Origin of the sequence: Pseudomonas sp. R9.37 (genome assembly GCF_963878885.1) — a bacterium.
Classification (GTDB): domain Bacteria; phylum Pseudomonadota; class Gammaproteobacteria; order Pseudomonadales; family Pseudomonadaceae; genus Aquipseudomonas.
Map to the genome: position 1 here is coordinate 224,011 of NZ_CAWNZA010000032.1, position 17,697 is coordinate 241,707.

Consider the following 17,697-nt stretch of genomic DNA (forward strand, 5'->3'; position numbering starts at 1 on the left):
CGTTAGCCACTCGAGCTGGATAAACTGCGCATTCCTGTAATGACTTTAAACCAAGGCTTGATAATGGATCTGTTCCAGGCAATGTCGGTGTACGTCAAGGTGGTGGAGAGCGGCAGCATGACGGCCGCCGCGCAGGAATGCGGGATGTCGACCACCATGGTCGGCAATCACCTCCGCGCCCTGGAGCAGCGCCTGGGCGTCAGCCTGCTCAAGCGCACCACGCGCAAGCAAAGCCTCACCGAGTTTGGCGGGCAGTATTACCAGCGCTGCCTGGAGGTACTGGGGCTGGTTGCCGACTCTGAAGTGTTGGCGGAGCAGGCCCACAGCGAAACGCCCAAGGGCAACCTGCGCATTACCGCGCCACCGGTATTCGGCACCGAACGCCTGACGCCCGCCCTGAGCGAATTTTCTCAGCGCTACCCGCTGATCAACCTCTACGTGGTGCTCAGCAACGAGCGGATGGACCTGGTCGACAGCGGCTTCGACGTAGCAATCCGCCTTGGCGAGCTGGAAACCTCCAGCCTGATCGCCCGGCCCATGCAGGCCTACACCCTCACCCTCTGCGCTTCACCGGATTACCTGGCACGCCGCGGCACGCCGCAGACACCCAGTGACCTGCAGCACCATGACTGCCTGGCGTTCGCCTACCCCGCGACCGACAACTGGCGCGACTCCGACAAACTCTGGCGCTTGACTGGCGGGGAAGGCGAGGTGGAGGTGCCGGTGTCCGGGTCATTGACCATCAACAGCTCGCAAGGCCTGCGCCAGGCGGCCCTAAACGGCATGGGCATCATCATGTTGGCCGATGCCCTTGTACAACCGGACCTGGAGAGCGGCAAGCTGGTAGCCTTGTTAACGTCCTACACGCTACCCCGCCGCCCCATGCACCTGCTTTACAGACAGGACCGCTACCGCCTGCCCAAGCTGCGCGCCTTTGTGGATTTCGCCATGGAAAAATGGGCGCGCTAGAAGTCCACGCCCAACGCCCGCAGGCGCGCCGCAGTACGCTCGGCCGACACGTGATGAATACCTTGCCAACCGAGGGCGACGGCGGCCTCGACATTGCCCGCCACGTCGTCGATAAACACCACCTCGCCCGGCTGGATATCCGGCAGATGGGCGCGCACCTGGCCGAGGCTCGCGTGATAGATCGCCGCGTCCGGCTTGATTTGCTTCAACTCGCCGGAGACCACAATGTCGCGCAAATACTGCAGGAACGGGTAGTTGGCCCGCGCATAGGGAAAGGTTTCAGCCGACCAGTTGGTCAGCCCGAACAGCGGCATATCGGCTTGATGCAACGCCTCGAGAATCGCCACACCTTCGGGCAACGCGCCGCGCAGCATTTCGTGCCAACGGTCGTAATAGGCCTGAATCAAGGGTGCATGCTCCGGGTACTGCTCGATCAGGTGGCGCGTGCCTTCGGCCAGGCTGCGACCGGCGTCCTGCTCGGTGTTCCAGGCTTGAGTGCAAATGGTGTCGAGAAAGTGTTGCCGCTCGTGATCGTCGGCAATCAGCTGGCGGTACAGGTGGTGCGGGTTCCAGTCGAACAGGACACCGCCGAAATCAAAAACTACTGCACGAATCGTCATCAGATCCTCCGTTAGCGTGGCTTGATAGCCGCAGGAGTCTGGCAGATTAAGGGCAGTGGCGGGAGCGCGATGGCGTGTAGGAGGGGTTTGAGTTCACACAAAGCAAATGTGGGAGCGGGCTTGCTCGCGAAAGCGGTGTGTCAGCCCCTGTATCTGATACTGACATACCGCATTCGCGAGCAAGCCCGCTCCCACATTTTTGACCGTGTTTAGGCTTGGATCAGGCCTTTGATCTTCACGGTCGGGTTCACATCAGCTTCGTAATCAACGCCGTCGATTTCAAAACCGAACAAACGCAGGAACTCAGCCTTGTAACCGGCAAAGTCGCTGATTTCGTTAACGTTGTCGTCTGTTACCTGGTTCCACAGCGCCGCCACGGCGTCCTGGACTTTGGGCTCCAGCTCAGCCAGGTCGGCACGCAGGCGGCCGTCGGCATCCAGTTTCGGCTCTTTGCCGTACAGGCTGTCCTTGAACAGGCCGTAGACCTGCTCGATGCAGCCTTCGTGGGTGCCCTGCTCTTTCATCACTTTGAACAGCAGCGACAGGTACAGCGGCATGATCGGGATCGCCGAACTGGCCTGGGTGACCACCGCCTTGAGCACCGACACACGGGCGTCGCCCTTGAGTGCGGCGAGGTTGTCGCGCAGGGTCAGGACTTTCTTGTCGAGGTCTTTCTTGGCTTCGCCGATGGAGCCGTTCCAGTAGATGTCCTGGGTCAGCTTTTCACCGAGGTAGGTGAAGGCGGTGGTCTTGGCGCCTTCAGCCAGCACGTCGGCGTCACGCAGCGCGTCGATCCACAGCTGCCAGTCCTCGCCGCCCATGACTTTCACGGTGCCGTCGATTTCTTCCTGGGTCGCAGGCTCAAGCGTGGTATCGACCACAACGCCTTTGTCGGTATTGATACCGCGCAGGGTCACGGCCTTGCCGATCGGCTTGAGGGTGGAGGTGTGCACCACGCCTTGCGGGTCGGTACGGCGTGGCGCGGCCAGGCTGTACACCACCAGGTCGATTTTGCCGAGGTCTTTCTTGATGGTTTCGATGGTCAGGCGCTTGATCTCGTCGGAGAACGCGTCGCCGTTGATGCTCTTGGCGTACAGGCCTTTTTCAACGGCAAACTTCTCGAACGCTGCGCTGTTGTACCAGCCGGCGGAGCTCAGCTTGCCTTCTTCGCCTTCTTTCTCAAAAAACACACCCAGGGTATCGGCGCCGCAGCCAAACGCAGCACTGATGCGCGCGGCCAGGCCGTAACCGGTGGAGGCGCCGAGGACCAGCACCTTCTTTGGGCCGCCCTCGATGACGCCATGCTGGGTGACGTAGTCGATCTGCTCTTTGACGTTCGCTTCACAGCCAACAGGGTGAGCGGTCACACAGATAAAGCCACGAACCCGCGGTTTGATGATCATAAAATTTCTGCCTCTTCCAAGGTGCCGAAGGCCAATGGTGGCCATTCAACTTAATCGTACCGGTCTATGACGTCCAAAAAACCGAAGCGTCACGATAGTCGCAAATCTTCTGTTTACAAAATCCAATCAACAAAAGGCCGGATACGCCACCGCGCGGGTTAAAAACTGTGCCAGGCCTTCACAATTTCGCAATATTTAAAACGCCCAGCGCCGCCGGAACCCACTATCATGGCAACATTGTTTCGCTTTGTTTCAGGTTCGGAGCCACGCTTCATGAGTAAAAGTGCTGTTCAAAAAAAGCTGGTCTCAGCCGCCTGGGTGCTGGGCGTTCTGTTGTTCATGTACTGCTTCCCGCGCACCACCCTGGTATTTCTGTTGCTGGTGCTGTTCTGCGGCATTTATGACTTCCTGCGCAACGGCCTGTACGACCGCGACACGATCAAGAAATACTTCGTTGGCAACGGCCGCAACACCTGGATATTGGCGCCGTTCAATACCCTGTTCGACCTCTTCAGCCTGCGCAACCGCCACGTCTACACCATGAACGACCTGCCGCCCGCCTGGCGTGAAGACCTGCAACAGGTAATCGACGACGCCATGGCCCACAAGGACGAAATCATCGGTTACCTGGACGAACGCATGGCCGAGAAAAAGCGCGGCATGTTGTTTTTCCAATGGTACGGCCGCCCGATCGAAACCACGCTGGACATCCCGCAGCTGCGCAAAAAACTGCCGTTCGTGAAGACCATCGGGGTGTCGGTGTTCAACGAAAACCGCTCGACGTCGTTCCACTTCGGCCCGCTGCGCATGATGTTCCGAGTGCTCTACAACATGGCGCCGGCGCCGCACCACGAGGGTGTTTACATCCAGGTGGGCAAACACAAGCATTACTGGCACGACGACCCACTGTTTATCTTCGATGACACGCTGATGCACGCGTCCTTCAACAAGAACGACGCCAAGCGTTACTGCCTGTTCATCGATATTGTGCGGCCGACCTTGCTGCCCTCCGTGCTCAACGCCGTGATCTCGGGCTTTGCCGGGCTGGTGTTCACCCTGCGTCGGGTTTTCTACAAAAACTGGAAGCTGATTCAGTAAGTTCTGCGGCATGATGGTGCTGGACGGAGTTTGCGCACGGCCTCATGCCTGCCAAACTGTGCGTCTCGTGCGACCGAGTTCGGCGCTCACCATTCTCCAGCCATCGCCACCCCTGGCGGGTGCGGTGGCTGTGCTTTCAAGGAATCAGAATGCCCCAACGTCAAGTCATCAATGCCTCCGTCAGCCCCAAGGGCAGCCTCGAAACCCTGTCCCAGCGTGAAGTCCAGCAACTGAGCGAAGCCGGCACCGGCAGCATCTACACGTTGTTCCGCCAGTGCGCTTTGGCCATCCTTAACACCGGCGCGCACATCGACAACGCCAAGACCATCCTCGACGCCTACAAAGACTTTGAAGTGCGTATCCATCAACAGGATCGCGGCGTACGCCTGGAACTGTTGAATGCGCCGGCCGACGCCTTCGTCGACGGAGAAATGATCGCCAGCACCCGCGAAATGCTGTTCAGCGCCCTGCGCGACATCGTCTACACCGAGAACGAGCTGGACAGCCAGCGCATCGACCTGAGCAATTCCCAGGGCATCACCGACTACGTGTTCCACCTGCTGCGCAACGCCCGTACGTTGCGCCCGGGTGTCGAGCCGAAAATCGTGGTGTGTTGGGGCGGCCACTCGATCAATACCGAAGAATACAAATACACCAAGAAAGTCGGCCACGAACTGGGCCTGCGCAGCCTCGACGTGTGCACCGGCTGCGGCCCCGGCGTGATGAAAGGTCCGATGAAAGGCGCGACCATTTCCCACGCCAAACAGCGCATCACCGGCGGCCGCTACCTGGGCCTGACCGAGCCGGGCATCATCGCTGCCGAAGCGCCAAACCCGATCGTTAACGAGCTGGTGATCCTGCCGGACATCGAAAAACGCCTGGAAGCCTTCGTGCGCGTAGGCCACGGCATCATCATCTTCCCGGGCGGCGCCGGCACGGCTGAAGAGTTCCTGTACCTGCTGGGCATCCTGATGCACCCGGACAACCGCGACGTGCCGTTCCCGGTCATCCTCACCGGGCCGAAACATGCGGCGCCGTACCTGCAACAACTGCATGCCTTCGTCGGTGCCACCCTCGGCGAAGCGGCGCAGGCGCACTACCAGATCATCATCGACGACCCAGCCGAAGTCGCGCGCCAGATGACGGCCGGGCTCAAGGCCGTGAAGCAGTTCCGCCGCGAGCGCAACGACGCCTTCCACTTCAACTGGCTGCTGAAGATCGACGAAGGTTTCCAGCGCCCATTCGACCCGACCCACGAAAACATGGCCAGCCTGCAACTGAGCCACGCCCTGGCGCCCCACGAACTGGCCGCCAACCTGCGCCGTGCGTTCTCGGGGATCGTGGCCGGTAACGTCAAGGACAAGGGCATTCGCCTGATCGAGCAGCACGGCCCGTACGAAATCCACGGCGACCCGGCCATCATGAAACCGCTGGACGAGCTGCTACAGGCGTTTGTCGCCCAGCACCGCATGAAGCTGCCGGGCGGTGCCGCGTATGTGCCGTGCTATCGCGTTGTGCAATGAATTAGCGCTGTACCGCCACACATTTGATTTCCACCAGTAACCCGGGATGCGCCAGTTCTGACACGCCAATGGTCGTCCAGGCGCAATGCCCGCGTGGGAACAGGCGGTTTTTCACCTCGCGAAAAACCGCCATGTGCTGGCTCATATCAACGTGATACGTGGTCATGTCGACCACGTCTTCAAAACGGCAGCCGCCCTCCTCCAACACTTGCCGCAGGTTCTCCCAGGCGGCGATGAATTGCGCCTCGGGGTCTTCTATCACGGCCAATTCCGGCGTGCGGCCGACCTGGCCTGCGCAATACAAAGTGTTGCCAACTTTTACGGCAGGCACGTAGCCCGCGCGCTCTACGATGGGTTGCATGGCGGGCGGGATGATGCGGTGGCGGTCGGTCATAGCTTGTATCTCTTGAGGGCTCTAAAAAGCGTGTGAACGTGAAAACTTCGAACTAGGGTTTTACCTGTTCCCACCCACGCCTACCAGCAGAGCGACCTATGGACCAACGGATCTTGTCCTTCATCAATCCTTACCTTAGGGTAAGGAACATTACGATGGAGATCTTCACTATGGCGACCGCCACACTTACTTCAAAAGGGCAAATCACCATCCCTGTCCAAGTCAGGACCGCACTCGGCCTGGAAACCGGCGACCGGGTTGAATTTGTCGAAACGGAAGACGGCAAGTTTTCCATCATCGCCGCGAGCAAAACCGTTCAGGACCTCAAGGGGTTGATCCGCAAGCCCGCCCAGGCCGTGTCGATTGACGACATGAACCGCGCCATCGCTGCGCAGGGAGCAAAAGCGCAATGATCGGCCTGGATACCAATGTGCTGGTGCGGTATGTCACCCAGGATGATCCCGTTCAATCCCCGAAGGCGTCCGAGCTGATCGAATCGCTCACCACGCTTTCGCCGGGTTTTGTCAGCCTGGTGTGCGTGGTGGAACTGGTATGGGTGTTACAAAGCTGCTACCAATCGGCCAAGAGTGACGTGGTGACGGTTCTGGAAACGCTGCTGCGTACGCGTGAATTGACCGTCGAACATGCCGAGATCATCTGGCAGGCGCTGCGACGATTCACGGCAGGCAAAGCCGAGTTTGCCGACTACCTGATAGAGCGCTGTGCCCATGCGGCAGGCTGTGAATACACCGCCACCTTTGACCTCAACGCGGCCAAGGCCACCGGGATGAAACGCCTGACCTGAGGCAGCGTTGCAGTGAATTGCGGGCTTTGGTAAAAACCGCCTCTACCCTTGATCGAGAGAAACCCAACGTGCGCACGCTTTTGCTCGCAGCCTTGGCCCTGACGCCGACCTTTACCCTGGCCGACACCATCGCCTGGCCCGACCTGCCGCAGACCTGCTTCGTCAGCGGCCGCCCCGCCACCAGTGTGGATGTCGACACAGGCTGCGCGGCGTTCCTGATCAATGTGCAAGGCAAGGCAGCGGGCACGCCGATCAAGCTGGATATTCCCCAGTACGCCCTGCATGTGGACGAAGCCACCGGCAAGGAAACGCCGGTGATCATCATCCAGGCAGAAGAAAACGGCGAGATCAAGGCGGTGGGCTACAAGGAATTGGGCACCGATCAGCTCGGTGCCGCGTTACTGCGGGAGGTTCGGCTGCTGGGCACCCAAAAGCCGACCTAGCGATTTTTTACAGGCGCGAACCCGCTCACGCCTGCGGCAAGGCGTTCGGCCAGGGTTCAGCGAACCCAGCCACCACCCTGCCAGTGGTAACCGTCATTGCGCTGCACCCAATGCGGATGCACATAACGATAGCCTTCGCGCACTTGCTCCCAATGGCCGTGCACCGCGACGTATCGCCCGCCGGCCCAGCGCCAGTAGCCGCGTGACCAGACATAACCGTAGCGCGGCGCCGGTTCGACCTCGATCACTTGAACCGGCGGCGGTTGCGGCGCGACCACTTCGACATACTCACGCTGTACCGGCCCGCGCTCATGCACCACACGCTCTTGCACACACCCGGACGCTGCGACGACAACTGCCGCCAATGCCGCATAACGTAGCAACATACAAAATCCTCGGGCGCGTACGCCCAGCACCTGCACCAGTAAAAAATGCCCCCATGTTTCAGCCGCGCTCCTGCTTGGCTATGGGTTCTTTTTAACAGGTGATGTCTGTCGGCTTGCTGAACCTGCGGACCTCAGGAAGTACAGGCGACGGTCGGTTGTTTCAGACGCACCAGCACCAGCCCCGCCACCACCACTGCAATGCCGGCGTAGGTTGAGCCCTGGATGGCATCGCCGAACATCAACGCCGCCCACACCAGGGTGACCGGTGGCTCCAGATAGACCAGCGCTGCCACGTGGGTCGCTGTCATTACCCGCAACAACATCCACAAGCTCAAATACGCGACGAATGTGGAAAACACCGTCAGCCAGGCGATAGAGATCAACACGTCCGAGTCATGAGGAACACTGAAGGTGCCGGTATAGAGCACGGCGCCGGAAAAGCCGATCAGCGTGAGCAACGACTGGATGAACAGCGGCAACACCAACCCCGCGTCCTGGCGCTGCGCGGTACGGCGCTCGTACAAGGTCGCCAGCGTCAGCCCCAGCGCTGCGGCCAGTGGCAACAAGTACATGACAAAGCCGACGCTCTGCCCGCCACTGCTGTACTGCCCGGCGATCACGATGGAGACCCCGGCAAAGCTGATCGTCAACCCGACCCACTGCCAGCCACCGCTGCGCTCGGCAGCGCTTCCGGTCGACAATGCCGCCGTCATCAACGGCTGCAGCGCCGCGATGATGGCCGCAATGCCGGGCGGCAATCCGTTTTGGATCGCCACATACAGGCAGCTCAGGTAGAGGAACTGCGAGAGAAAGCCGATCACGGCGTAATGGCGAATCTGAGCCCAGGTCACCTTCAACAGCTTCACGTTCAAAAACAGCCCCAGGCACACCGACACCAGCAGGAAGCGCCAGAACAGCAAGTTGAATGCCCCGCTGCCTTGCGTACCCAACTTGGCGCCGATGTAGCCGGAGCTCCAGGACAGCACAAACGCCACCTGCAAGAGCAGCCGTTTCAAGGTTGATCGCGTCATGAGGCCTCCCGTCAGTGCACGTTGACTCAAAGGCTAAGGGCCGCGCATGCTTCTGTATATTTGAATTACTTGCACCATAAATTCGCAATAGTGGAATCATGGCCAAACAACTGAACATCGACTTGTTACGCACTTTTCACGCCGTGGCGCGCTTTCGGCGCTTCAACGAGGCGGCCGAACATGTGCACCGCAGCGCGTCGACCGTGACTACGCAAATTCAAAAGCTCGAGGAGCAAATCGGCCAGCGCCTGTTTAGCCGCAGCAACCAGGGCGTGGAGCTGACCCTGTATGGCCAGAAACTGCTCGGCGAAACCACCGAGTTTCTCAAGAGCCATGACCGCCTGCTGATCGCGCTGATGCCACAGCGCATGCAGGGCAAGATTCGTCTGGGCATTCCCGATACCTATGCGCCGGCGTTCATGCAGGCGTTTTTGCCGCGCTTGATCGCCGACAACCCCTTGCTGGAGCTGGAAGTCGAAGCGCGCACCAGCGGTGAACTGCTGAATATGTTTATGGCCAATCAGCTCGACCTGGCCATCACCGTCAGCGCACAACCGCTGGCTCAGGGCGAACGCCTGGGGCCAGTGCAGCCGTTGTGGGTGGCGGCCGAGGGCTTCAGTTGCGCGCCGAATGCGGCGCTGCCGATCACCGTGCCGGTTGCCGGCTGCCCGTACCGTGCGGCGGCGTTGCAGGCGCTGAAGGATCACGGGATTTACCACCGGGTATTGCTGGAGAGCCCCAATTCCACGGCGGTCGAGGCCTGTATCCGCAGCGGCGTGGCGGTGGGGTTGATCGAAGAAAGCCGCATGGGCAGCGGGCTGACGCAAAAGATTGCAGGGTTCGAGTTACCCCCACTGCCGGTGCATCATCCGTACCTGCTGTGCGATAGCAGCAATGCGCTGGCCCTGCATCTGTATGCGCAGGTAAAACAGGGCTTCCACATTTGAGCCCTCACGCCTGGCCGAAGCGTGCCAGCACCGCCTCGACAAACCGCCGCAACTTGGCGGTGCGCTGTCGGTTGGCGGTGTAAACCAGGTGCATGGGGCGGCTGGGCGCCTCAAATGCCGGCAGTACCCGCACCAACTCGCCCCGGGCCAAGGCCGGACGCAGGAAGTCTTCGGCGCCCAGCACAATGCCGAAGCCATCCAGTGCCGCCGACATCAATGCCCGGCTTTCGTTGATTTGAAGGCGGCTGGCGACCTGCACCGTGTAGGGCGTCGCGCCCTGGTGGAAGACCCATTCACGGTCCGCCGGGCGTGACCAAAAGGCGTAGCCCAGGCATTCATGTTGCGCCAGGTCCGCCGGGCACTGTGGCGTCCCTCGCACCGCCAGATACGCTGGCGCCGCACACACCACCAAGCGATAAGGTGCCAAGGGCCGGGCCGTTAAACCGGTGGTGGCCAAAGGGCCAATACGAAACGCCGCCTCATAGCCTTCCTCCACCAAATCGACGAAACGATCCGTCAGGTGCAGGTCAATTTCTACGTCCGGGTTGTCACGCAAAAACGCGGTAATCAGCGGCATCAGGCTGTAGGAACCGAAGGTGACCGGGGCGGTGACTCTCAGCTTGCCGCGCGGCGTGTCATTCATGATCTGGGCGAGCGAATCGGCAGCCTCGGCCTCCGTCAGGATATGTTTGCAGCGTTCGTAGTACGCGTGCCCCAGCTCCGTCAGGCTTTGCCGACGCGTGGTGCGGTTAAGCAAGCGCGCGCCGAGGCGTTGCTCCAGGGCGGCAACATGCTTGGCAACCATTTGCGCGGACATGTTCAAGCGCTCGGCGGCGCGGGCGTAGGAGCCCAACTCGGCGGCCATCACAAAGGCATGCATGCTTGAAAGACGGTCCATCATTGCCTACTCCCAGTAACAACACCCACGCCAAAACGCTTATTTATCGCCAGCCAGTTGCTAATCATCATAGCTGCTCGATGACTTACGAGGAGCAAGACCATGAAGATCGGCGTGATTGGAGCAGGTTTCATCGGGCGGGCCGTGGCACAGCTGGCGCTGGCCGCCGGGCATGAGGTGATGCTGAGTAATTCTCGTGGCCCGCAGACCATGAGCAGTGTGCTCAGCGGCCTGCTCGGCGTTGAGGTGGGCAGTGCCGAGGACGCCGCCCGGTTTGGCGATGTCGTGCTGGTGGCCATTCCGTTTGAACACTACCGCAGCGTGCCCGCGCAATGGCTGGAAGGCAAAACGGTGCTGGACGCCAACAATTACTACCCCAACCGCGACGGGCATATCGCCGTGCTGGACCGCTTTGAAACCACCACCAGTCGGCTGCTCGCCGAACATCTACCGCATTCCCACGTGGTCAAGGTGTTCAATGCGATTTTTGCCCCCGACCTGACGCAAGACGCCCGCCCCCACGGCGCGCCCGACCGCCGTGCACTGCCGGTGGCCGCCGATGACGCCGCAGCGAAGGCGCAGGTCATCAAGCTGCTCGACGAGCTCGGTTTCGACGCCGTAGACGCAGGAGGGCTGGATGAAAGCTGGCGTTTTGAGCGGGCAAAACCTGCGTACTGCGTGCCGCTGGACCAAGCGGGTTTAACTGCGGCGCTAGCAGCTGCTGAACGCACGGTGGAACTGCCGCCGGTCGAACGCGTGCGTGCCTGAACACGCGCGCACAAAAAAGCCCGCTGACCGTGACCGGTTCAGCGGGCTTCTTACAGCGGTTTAACCTTTGGCTTACAGCGCCAGGTCAGACGCCGGCTTGCTCGGCTCAGCCGCAGACTTGGCAGCCTCGGTGGCTTCGGTTGCCTTTGGCGCGTTCAACTGCGGAATCGCAGGCGGTGGGGTCAGTTGCAGGATGCTGGCAGTGTAAGCCCACTCCTTCGCAACAGCCTCAGGGCTGTCATTCAGCTTGGTGCCGTAGCTCGGTACGATCTGGTGCAGTTTTGCCTGCCACTCAGGGGTCGCGACCTTGTCCTTGAACACTTTCTGCAGCACGGTGAGCATGATCGGAGCCGCGGTCGACGCGCCTGGCGATGCACCCAACAGGCCGGCGATGGTGTTGTCGGCGGAGCTGACCACTTCGGTGCCGAGTTTCAGGACGCCGCCCTGCTCTTCGTCACGCTTGATGATCTGCACGCGCTGACCGGCTTGCCACAGGCGCCAGTCTTCTTTCTTGGCGTTCGGGAAGTACTCTTTCAGGGCGTTGTAGCGGTCGTCATCCGACAGCATCAGTTGGCCGGCAAGGTACTCGACCAGTGGGTATTCACGAATACCGACTTTGGTCATTGGCCAGATGTTGTGGGTAGTGGTGCTGGTCAGCAGGTCCAGGTACGAGCCTTCTTTCAGGAACTTGGTCGAGAAGGTCGCGAATGGGCCAAACAGGATTACACGCTTGCCATCCAGCACGCGGGTGTCCAGGTGCGGAACCGACATCGGTGGCGCGCCAACCGAAGCCTTACCGTAGGCCTTGGCCAGGTGCTGCTCGGCAATCGCTGGGTTATCGGTCACCAGGAACGAACCGCCCACCGGGAAGCCCGCGTATTCCTTGGCTTCAGGAATGCCCGACTTCTGCAGCAGGTGCAGTGCACCGCCGCCGGCGCCGATGAACACGAACTTGGCGTCGGTTTCAGTCTTGGTGCCGTCTTTCAGGTTTTTGTAGCTCACACGCCACGAACCGTCGGCGTTCTTGGTGATGTCCTGCACTTCGCTCGACAGTTTCAGATCAAACTTCGGCGTGGTTTGCAGGTGGGCAACGAACTGGCGGGTGATCTCGCCGAAGTTCACGTCGGTGCCGATCGGGGTCCAGGTGGCCGCGATTTTCTGGTTCGGGTCACGCCCTTCCATCATCAGCGGAACCCACTTGGCGATCTGCGCCGGGTCTTCGGAGTACTGCATGCCAGCGAACAGCGGGCTTGCTTGCAGGGCTTCGTAGCGTTTTTTCAGGAACTTGATGTTGTCATCGCCCCACACGAAGCTCATGTGCGGTGTGGAGTTGATGAACGAACGTGGGTTCTTCAACACGCCCTGCTGGACCTGCCAGGACCAGAACTGACGGGAGATCTGGAACGCTTCGTTGATCTCGACCGCTTTCGGGATCTCAACGGTGCCGTCCTTGTTTTCCGGGGTGTAGTTCAGCTCAGCCAGGGCCGAGTGACCGGTACCGGCGTTGTTCCAGCCGTTGGAGCTTTCTTCGGCCACGCCATCCAGGCGCTCGACCATCTCCATCGACCAGTCCGGCTGCAGCTCGTTGAGCCAAACACCCAGGGTCGCACTCATGATGCCGCCGCCGATCAGCAGCACATCGACTTTCTTTGCCTCTTCCGCGTGAACGGAGGTGATCCCCATCGACAAAGCCAGCCCCAGCAGGGCAGTGTTTACTTTTTTAAACATCAGTAGCACCTATGATAAAACGCCATCCGCCCTACCGCCCCTGAGCATGGGCAACCCTCTATCACGCCGCGCCAGGCAGCGCGCCGCGGGGTTTGCACATTTACGAGAGAGCCGCAGGGTGGGCACACAAGGCCGACGTATCGACCTCACTGTTTATGTCCCTTCTGCGCTGACTTTTTATCATTATTGGCTTCAGCTACCTGGACGACAGCCAACCGCCGGGACGTATACGGGTGTACGTGCCGGGGAAAGACCAGACCAAGACGGCGCGCAGAATATCACGCCACAGGGCGTTTATGCGCCGTTTGGCCAATTGACAGCTCTAAATCGCGGGTTTTAACCCGTCAGTGTCAAGCCTGGCAGGCGCGACGTGGCGTCACAGGTGGCCAGATGAAACTGAACTCTGCTGCAAACGGCTGTTCTAGACACCTCCGCCGTTGCTTGCGTAGCATCGGCGGCAGTCCTTCGTGCAATCCTTCCAAACAGAGTTACCCATGACTATCCAGCAAACACCCGGGCACGTACTGCCCGCGCGCAGCGCCGCCAAAATGGAAGCTGCCATGGCCGTGGGCGCCTTCGCGATCGGCACTGGCGAATTCGCCATCATGGGCCTGATGCCCGACATCGCCCACAACTTGAATTTGAGCGAACCCCAAGTCGGCCACGCCATCAGCGCCTACGCCCTCGGCGTCATGGTCGGCGCGCCACTGCTGGCCATCCTCGGCGCCAAGCTGCTGCGCAAACACATGCTCTTATTGCTGATGGGCCTGTACGCGCTGGGCAACCTCGCCACCGCCTTCACCCCGACCTTCGGCTCGCTGGTGGCCTTCCGCTTCATCAGCGGCCTGCCCCACGGCGCCTACTTCGGCATCGCCGCCGTCGTCGCCTCGAGCATGGTGCCCAACGACAAACGCGCCGGCGCCGTGGCCCGGGTGATGATGGGCCTGACCTTGGCCATGCTGCTCGGCAACCCCATCGCCACGTTCCTGGGCCAACACCTGGGCTGGCGCTCGGCGTTCGCCCTGGTCAGCGCCATCGCCGTATGCACCATCGCCCTCGTCTGGCAATTCGTCCCCGACCGCCACGACGAACCACGCAGCGACCCGCGCAAAGAACTGCGCGCCTTCACCAAACCGCAAGTGTGGATGGCCCTGTCCATCGGCGCGATTGGCTTTGCCGGCATGTTCTGCGTGTTCAGCTACCTCGCCCCGACCATGCTCGAAGTGACCAAAGTCTCGCCCCAGTGGATTCCCTTCGGCCTCGCCGCGTTTGGCGTCGGCGGCATCATCGGCAACATCGCCGGCGGCAAACTGTTCGACCGCATGCAATTTCGCGCCGTGGGCTGGATTATGGTGTGGTCGATGGCCGTGCTGATCTTCTTCACCTTCGCCGCCAGTGCGCTGTGGAGCGTGCTACTCGGTATCGGCCTGGTCGGCACCATGATTGCCATGGCCGCGCCGCTGCAAATCCGCCTGATGGACATCGCCCACGAAGCCCCAAGCCTGGCGGCGGCGTCCAACCACGCAGCATTCAACCTGGCGAACGCGCTGGGGCCGTGGTTTGGCGGGATGGCGATTACCGCAGGGTATGGCTGGACGAGCACCGGCTACATCGGCGCCGCCACAGCGCTGGTAGGCCTGGGCATCTACCTCATCGCCCGCCGCATGAAAGGCGGCCACTGATACATCTCAGGCCACCCTTGTACGAATGTGGGAGCCCTGCACCAATGTGGGAGGGGGCTTGCCCCCGATAGCGGTGGGCCAGTCAACACACCTCTGATTGCCCCACCACCCCATCAATCATCATGCAACAGCCCCGACCCATACTCCCCATAACTACTCCCCAACCCGCTCCCGCCAAAATTCATCTTGGCCGCCTTGCTCGGGCTATGGTCCCCAAACGCCTGACATCCCCCCGAAAAACAAGGGTCACCACTCCCGCCCGACGACCCCGTCGAACAAGCGCCCAACAGCAACGTGCCAGCAATCAGCGCGACTTTAACCAGGTTCGAGATCATGTTTTCAGTTCCCTGTGGGCTGGAGGTGCGGGGGGGCCTCTCTAAGTGGGAGCGTAGTCCTCAACGGTGCGGGGAATTATGAAACTTTGCTGGGTGACAGGATGGGTTCAGGTTGCCGCCTTGGGTGAGGCGGCGGGGTTGGGGGTCAGGCGGTGGCGGCAGGCGCGACTTGGTCTTGGGCTCGGGCGACGAGTAGAGCGCTTAGGTCGATGAGTTGTTGGATGCCGAGGATTATGGCGCGGTGGGGGTCTTCGAGGTCGAAGGCCAGGGTTGCGGCCATTTGGTTGGCGGATTCGAGGTTTTCGGCGGCGTTGGCTAAGAGGGTTTCGGTGTCGATGTTGGGGCTGACTAGGAATAGGTTGGTGGTTGGGAGATCGGCGGGAGCGGTATCGTCAGATGGCGGCAGGTAATGGTGAATTGCTCGCTGGGCAGCCGTTTGTAGCTTGGCATCGACGGGCGTAGTGCTTTGATCGACATAAGGATTGCGTGATTTTTTAGGCATGGGCGAAGCTCCAAATATTTTCGGGAGTTAAAACGCCTTAGCAATACGGACTTCCACCTCCGGCCGCTGGGTTTGCAGCGGCTTGCGGAGGTTAGCGATGGTGGGTCTGACGAACAAGCTGAGAAAAGCGTGGGAAATATCTCAAGGAAAGGTATCGCGGCAGGCCCCCGATATCTGGTGCTTTGGCGGATCGGGCTGGTCAAATTCAAGGAAAGACATTCCACCTAGCCCGCGGCTGGTCTTCTGGGCCAGAATGCTGAACCTTTTGCATAGCGTCTACAGGACAGTACTTTTCAACTCTCTTCCTCAGCTAGGCTTTTAACTCCTGTTTCTACGATGGTTTGCCAACTCACTTCCTAACCTAGACTTTTAACTTCTGTATCTACGATGACTTCCCAACTCACTTCCCAACCTAGGCTTTTAACTTCTGTATCTACGATAGCTTTCCAACTCACTTCCTAACCTAAGCTTTCAACTTCTGTATCTACGATAGCTTTCCAACTCACTTCCTAACCTAGGCTTTTAACTTCTGCATCTACGATAGCTTCCAACTCATTTCCTAACCTAGGAGTTTAAGTTCTATATCCACGATAGCTTCTCAACTCACTTCCCAAGCAAGGAATTAACAAACCACCCATTCCTACTACGTACCCGACACCAGACTACAACCCATAAAACACAAGGCCTCCAGACAATACCGCAGCATATAAACAGCCATACACAGACACGAAGTAAAAATAACTCAACCAACACCCCTCTAACTTATTGACGACCTCACTCATCAAGCAGTATCTTTTCTAGCAGCAACCGCTCCCCAACGATCGCAACACCGCACTTATCGCGGCGCTGCCCCCGCGAGAGAAGAAAACATGAATGTCTTGATACTGCTAACGGCGATGGTTGATTTCCTAATCAAACTCACAGAACTCTTACATCTATGGGGCATCGGCTGTCCTGGCTTTATACCTTGTTAATTAAAATAGTCCTCCCAACTCTGGGATACCGGGGTCAGACCACGAGATCTAACGTACTGGCTCCCGCAGATCCTCGAAACGCTCAACACGAAGCAATGTGCAACGCGAGGTGATGAAAGGCGCAGCACACGCCCCTCCCACACCCCACACCCATCCCTGATAAACTGCGCCCCATTCGCCTCGCTAACTCAGATTCCCCCATGCCCCTACAAACCGCCCCACTCTCCCGCCGCTTCTCCGTCGCCCCCATGATGGATTGGACCGACCGCCACTGCCGGTTCTTCCTGCGCCTGCTCTCCAAGCACGCCCTGCTCTACACCGAGATGGTCACCACCGGCGCGATCCTGCACGGCGACCACGACCGCTTCCTGCGCCACAACGAAGCCGAGCACCCACTCGCGCTGCAGTTGGGTGGCAGTGTACCCGCTGACCTGGCCGCATGCGCACGCATGGCTGAGGCTGCCGGTTACGATGAAGTGAACTTGAACGTCGGCTGCCCGAGTGATCGGGTGCAGAACAATATGATCGGCGCGATCCTGATGGCGCACCCTGCCCTGGTGGCGGATTGCGTGAAGGCGATGCGGGATGCGGTGTCGATTCCGGTGACGGTGAAGCATCGGATAGGGATTAATGGGCGCGACAGTTATGCCCAGCTGTGTGATTTCGTCGGGACGGTGAGGGATGCCGGGTGCACCAGTTTTACGGTGCATGCGCGGATTGCGATTCTGGAGGGATTGTCGCCTAAGGAGAATCGCGACATTCCGCCGTTGCGCTATGACGTGGCGGCGCAGTTGAAGCAGGATTTCCCGGAGCTGGAGATTGTGCTGAACGGTGGGATCAAGACGCTGGAGCAGTGCCAGGCGCATTTGCAGGTGTTTGATGGGGTGATGTTGGGGCGGGAGGCTTATCACAATCCGTACTTGCTGGCGGAGGTGGATCAGCAGTTGTTTGGGAGTGCGGCGCCGGTGGTTGGTCGGGCGGAGGCGTTGGCGCTGTTGCGGCCTTATATTGCGGAGCATTTGGCCAGTGGCGGGGTGATGCATCACATTACTCGGCATGTGTTGGGGTTGGGGACGGGTTTCCCTGGGGCGCGTAAGTTTCGGCAGATGTTGTCGGTGGATATTCATAAGGCGAGTGATCCGTTGGCGTTGTTGGATCAGGCGGGGGAATTGTTGGAGGGGCGGTGATGGT

Annotated in this window: 19 protein-coding genes; 10 read left to right on the forward strand and 9 right to left on the reverse strand. The window is 60.0% G+C overall.

Annotated features, from left to right (window positions below; all coding sequences use genetic code 11):
• Positions 1 to 63: 63 nt before the first annotated feature.
• Positions 64 to 969 carry a LysR family transcriptional regulator gene (locus tag AACU78_RS16810; protein WP_106576892.1) on the forward strand — a complete coding sequence of 302 codons (906 nt, stop codon included), beginning with the start codon at positions 64 to 66 and terminating at the stop codon, positions 967 to 969.
• Here AACU78_RS16810 and AACU78_RS16815 read toward each other — a convergent pair.
• Both AACU78_RS16815 and fabV read right to left on the reverse strand, forming a co-directional pair.
• Positions 966 to 1,589 (reverse strand): HAD family hydrolase, encoded by a 624-nt coding sequence (locus tag AACU78_RS16815; protein WP_106576893.1) that lies wholly within the window; start codon positions 1,587 to 1,589, stop codon positions 966 to 968. The two genes, AACU78_RS16810 and AACU78_RS16815, sit on opposite strands and share 4 nt — an antisense overlap.
• Before the next feature lie 209 nt (positions 1,590 to 1,798).
• Entirely contained in the window at positions 1,799 to 2,992 is a 1,194-nt protein-coding gene (fabV, locus tag AACU78_RS16820) for an enoyl-ACP reductase FabV (protein WP_106576894.1), read from the reverse strand.
• Between the two features lie 273 nt (positions 2,993 to 3,265).
• On the opposite strand from fabV, the gene AACU78_RS16825 reads away from it, so the two are divergent.
• Together AACU78_RS16825 and ppnN are read left to right on the forward strand one after the other, a co-directional pair.
• Positions 3,266 to 4,090 (forward strand): aspartyl/asparaginyl beta-hydroxylase domain-containing protein, encoded by an 825-nt coding sequence (locus tag AACU78_RS16825; protein ID WP_106576895.1) that lies wholly within the window; start codon positions 3,266 to 3,268, stop codon positions 4,088 to 4,090.
• 149 nt (positions 4,091 to 4,239) lie between these two features.
• Positions 4,240 to 5,613, forward strand: a complete 1,374-nt coding sequence (ppnN, locus tag AACU78_RS16830; protein ID WP_106576896.1) for a nucleotide 5'-monophosphate nucleosidase PpnN — start codon at positions 4,240 to 4,242, stop codon at positions 5,611 to 5,613.
• A gap of 1 nt (position 5,614) precedes the next feature.
• Here ppnN and AACU78_RS16835 read toward each other — a convergent pair whose 3' ends face one another.
• Positions 5,615 to 6,007: a RidA family protein gene (locus AACU78_RS16835; RefSeq protein ID WP_106576897.1), complete on the reverse strand. Its 393-nt coding sequence runs from the start codon at positions 6,005 to 6,007 to the stop codon at positions 5,615 to 5,617.
• A gap of 155 nt (positions 6,008 to 6,162) precedes the next feature.
• Between AACU78_RS16835 and AACU78_RS16840 the strand changes: the two genes are divergently transcribed.
• The 3 genes from AACU78_RS16840 to AACU78_RS16850 all read left to right on the forward strand — a co-directional run bounded on the left by AACU78_RS16840 (position 6,163) and on the right by AACU78_RS16850 (position 7,255).
• Positions 6,163 to 6,420, forward strand: coding sequence for an AbrB/MazE/SpoVT family DNA-binding domain-containing protein (locus AACU78_RS16840; protein ID WP_106576898.1), 258 nt, complete (start codon positions 6,163 to 6,165; stop codon positions 6,418 to 6,420).
• Positions 6,417 to 6,812 (forward strand): PIN domain-containing protein, encoded by a 396-nt coding sequence (locus tag AACU78_RS16845; protein ID WP_106576899.1) that lies wholly within the window; start codon positions 6,417 to 6,419, stop codon positions 6,810 to 6,812. Before AACU78_RS16840 ends, AACU78_RS16845 begins: the two co-directional genes overlap by 4 nt.
• A 68-nt stretch (positions 6,813 to 6,880) precedes the next feature.
• Complete coding sequence (locus AACU78_RS16850; protein WP_106576900.1) at positions 6,881 to 7,255, forward strand: hypothetical protein; 375 nt, start codon at positions 6,881 to 6,883, stop codon at positions 7,253 to 7,255.
• A gap of 56 nt (positions 7,256 to 7,311) precedes the next feature.
• Here AACU78_RS16850 and AACU78_RS16855 read toward each other — a convergent pair whose 3' ends face one another.
• Together AACU78_RS16855 and AACU78_RS16860 are read right to left on the reverse strand one after the other, a co-directional pair.
• Complete coding sequence (locus tag AACU78_RS16855) at positions 7,312 to 7,641, reverse strand: YXWGXW repeat-containing protein (RefSeq protein ID WP_106576901.1); 330 nt, start codon at positions 7,639 to 7,641, stop codon at positions 7,312 to 7,314.
• Positions 7,642 to 7,772: 131 nt separating this feature from the next.
• Positions 7,773 to 8,672 (reverse strand): DMT family transporter, encoded by a 900-nt coding sequence (locus tag AACU78_RS16860; RefSeq protein ID WP_106576902.1) that lies wholly within the window; start codon positions 8,670 to 8,672, stop codon positions 7,773 to 7,775.
• A 98-nt stretch (positions 8,673 to 8,770) separates the two neighbouring features.
• Here AACU78_RS16860 and AACU78_RS16865 point away from each other — a divergent pair, with 98 nt between their 5' ends.
• The gene (locus AACU78_RS16865; RefSeq protein WP_106576903.1) at positions 8,771 to 9,619 is read left to right on the forward strand and encodes a LysR substrate-binding domain-containing protein; all 849 of its coding nucleotides are present in this window, start codon (positions 8,771 to 8,773) and stop codon (positions 9,617 to 9,619) included.
• A gap of 4 nt (positions 9,620 to 9,623) precedes the next feature.
• Here the strand turns inward: AACU78_RS16865 and AACU78_RS16870 are convergent, their stop codons facing one another.
• Positions 9,624 to 10,520, reverse strand: coding sequence for a LysR family transcriptional regulator (locus tag AACU78_RS16870; RefSeq protein ID WP_106576904.1), 897 nt, complete (start codon positions 10,518 to 10,520; stop codon positions 9,624 to 9,626).
• Positions 10,521 to 10,619: 99 nt separating this feature from the next.
• Between AACU78_RS16870 and AACU78_RS16875 the strand changes: the two genes are divergently transcribed.
• Positions 10,620 to 11,285 (forward strand): NADPH-dependent F420 reductase, encoded by a 666-nt coding sequence (locus tag AACU78_RS16875; RefSeq protein WP_106576905.1) that lies wholly within the window; start codon positions 10,620 to 10,622, stop codon positions 11,283 to 11,285.
• A 72-nt stretch (positions 11,286 to 11,357) separates the two neighbouring features.
• Here the strand turns inward: AACU78_RS16875 and mqo are convergent, their stop codons facing one another.
• Entirely contained in the window at positions 11,358 to 13,013 is a 1,656-nt protein-coding gene (gene mqo / locus AACU78_RS16880) for a malate dehydrogenase (quinone) (RefSeq protein ID WP_106576906.1), read from the reverse strand.
• 494 nt (positions 13,014 to 13,507) lie between these two features.
• Here mqo and AACU78_RS16885 point away from each other — a divergent pair, with 494 nt between their 5' ends.
• Positions 13,508 to 14,695, forward strand: coding sequence for an MFS transporter (locus tag AACU78_RS16885; protein WP_106576907.1), 1,188 nt, complete (start codon positions 13,508 to 13,510; stop codon positions 14,693 to 14,695).
• Between the two features lie 113 nt (positions 14,696 to 14,808).
• Here AACU78_RS16885 and AACU78_RS16890 read toward each other — a convergent pair whose 3' ends face one another.
• Positions 14,809 to 15,030, reverse strand: coding sequence for a hypothetical protein (locus tag AACU78_RS16890; protein ID WP_106576908.1), 222 nt, complete (start codon positions 15,028 to 15,030; stop codon positions 14,809 to 14,811).
• A gap of 145 nt (positions 15,031 to 15,175) precedes the next feature.
• Positions 15,176 to 15,532: a DUF6124 family protein gene (locus tag AACU78_RS16895; protein WP_106576909.1), complete on the reverse strand. Its 357-nt coding sequence runs from the start codon at positions 15,530 to 15,532 to the stop codon at positions 15,176 to 15,178.
• A gap of 1,174 nt (positions 15,533 to 16,706) precedes the next feature.
• Between AACU78_RS16895 and dusA the strand changes: the two genes are divergently transcribed.
• The gene (dusA, locus tag AACU78_RS16900) at positions 16,707 to 17,693 is read left to right on the forward strand and encodes a tRNA dihydrouridine(20/20a) synthase DusA (protein WP_106576910.1); all 987 of its coding nucleotides are present in this window, start codon (positions 16,707 to 16,709) and stop codon (positions 17,691 to 17,693) included.
• The last annotated feature ends 4 nt before the right edge of the window (positions 17,694 to 17,697 follow it).

Coding starts and splice junctions, on each gene's coding strand:
- fabV (WP_106576894.1), bottom strand. CDS start 2,992: ATGATCATCAAACCGCGGGTTCGTGGCTTTATCTGTGTGACCGCTCAC.
- AACU78_RS16895 (WP_106576909.1), bottom strand. CDS start 15,532: ATGCCTAAAAAATCACGCAATCCTTATGTCGATCAAAGCACTACGCCC.
- mqo (WP_106576906.1), bottom strand. CDS start 13,013: ATGTTTAAAAAAGTAAACACTGCCCTGCTGGGGCTGGCTTTGTCGATG.
- AACU78_RS16835 (WP_106576897.1), bottom strand. CDS start 6,007: ATGACCGACCGCCACCGCATCATCCCGCCCGCCATGCAACCCATCGTA.
- AACU78_RS16885 (WP_106576907.1), top strand. CDS start 13,508: ATGACTATCCAGCAAACACCCGGGCACGTACTGCCCGCGCGCAGCGCC.
- dusA (WP_106576910.1), top strand. CDS start 16,707: ATGCCCCTACAAACCGCCCCACTCTCCCGCCGCTTCTCCGTCGCCCCC.
- AACU78_RS16865 (WP_106576903.1), top strand. CDS start 8,771: ATGGCCAAACAACTGAACATCGACTTGTTACGCACTTTTCACGCCGTG.
- AACU78_RS16855 (WP_106576901.1), bottom strand. CDS start 7,641: ATGTTGCTACGTTATGCGGCATTGGCGGCAGTTGTCGTCGCAGCGTCC.
- AACU78_RS16875 (WP_106576905.1), top strand. CDS start 10,620: ATGAAGATCGGCGTGATTGGAGCAGGTTTCATCGGGCGGGCCGTGGCA.
- AACU78_RS16825 (WP_106576895.1), top strand. CDS start 3,266: ATGAGTAAAAGTGCTGTTCAAAAAAAGCTGGTCTCAGCCGCCTGGGTG.
- ppnN (WP_106576896.1), top strand. CDS start 4,240: ATGCCCCAACGTCAAGTCATCAATGCCTCCGTCAGCCCCAAGGGCAGC.
- AACU78_RS16890 (WP_106576908.1), bottom strand. CDS start 15,030: ATGATCTCGAACCTGGTTAAAGTCGCGCTGATTGCTGGCACGTTGCTG.
- AACU78_RS16810 (WP_106576892.1), top strand. CDS start 64: ATGGATCTGTTCCAGGCAATGTCGGTGTACGTCAAGGTGGTGGAGAGC.
- AACU78_RS16845 (WP_106576899.1), top strand. CDS start 6,417: ATGATCGGCCTGGATACCAATGTGCTGGTGCGGTATGTCACCCAGGAT.
- AACU78_RS16840 (WP_106576898.1), top strand. CDS start 6,163: ATGGAGATCTTCACTATGGCGACCGCCACACTTACTTCAAAAGGGCAA.
- AACU78_RS16815 (WP_106576893.1), bottom strand. CDS start 1,589: ATGACGATTCGTGCAGTAGTTTTTGATTTCGGCGGTGTCCTGTTCGAC.
- AACU78_RS16860 (WP_106576902.1), bottom strand. CDS start 8,672: ATGACGCGATCAACCTTGAAACGGCTGCTCTTGCAGGTGGCGTTTGTG.
- AACU78_RS16870 (WP_106576904.1), bottom strand. CDS start 10,520: ATGATGGACCGTCTTTCAAGCATGCATGCCTTTGTGATGGCCGCCGAG.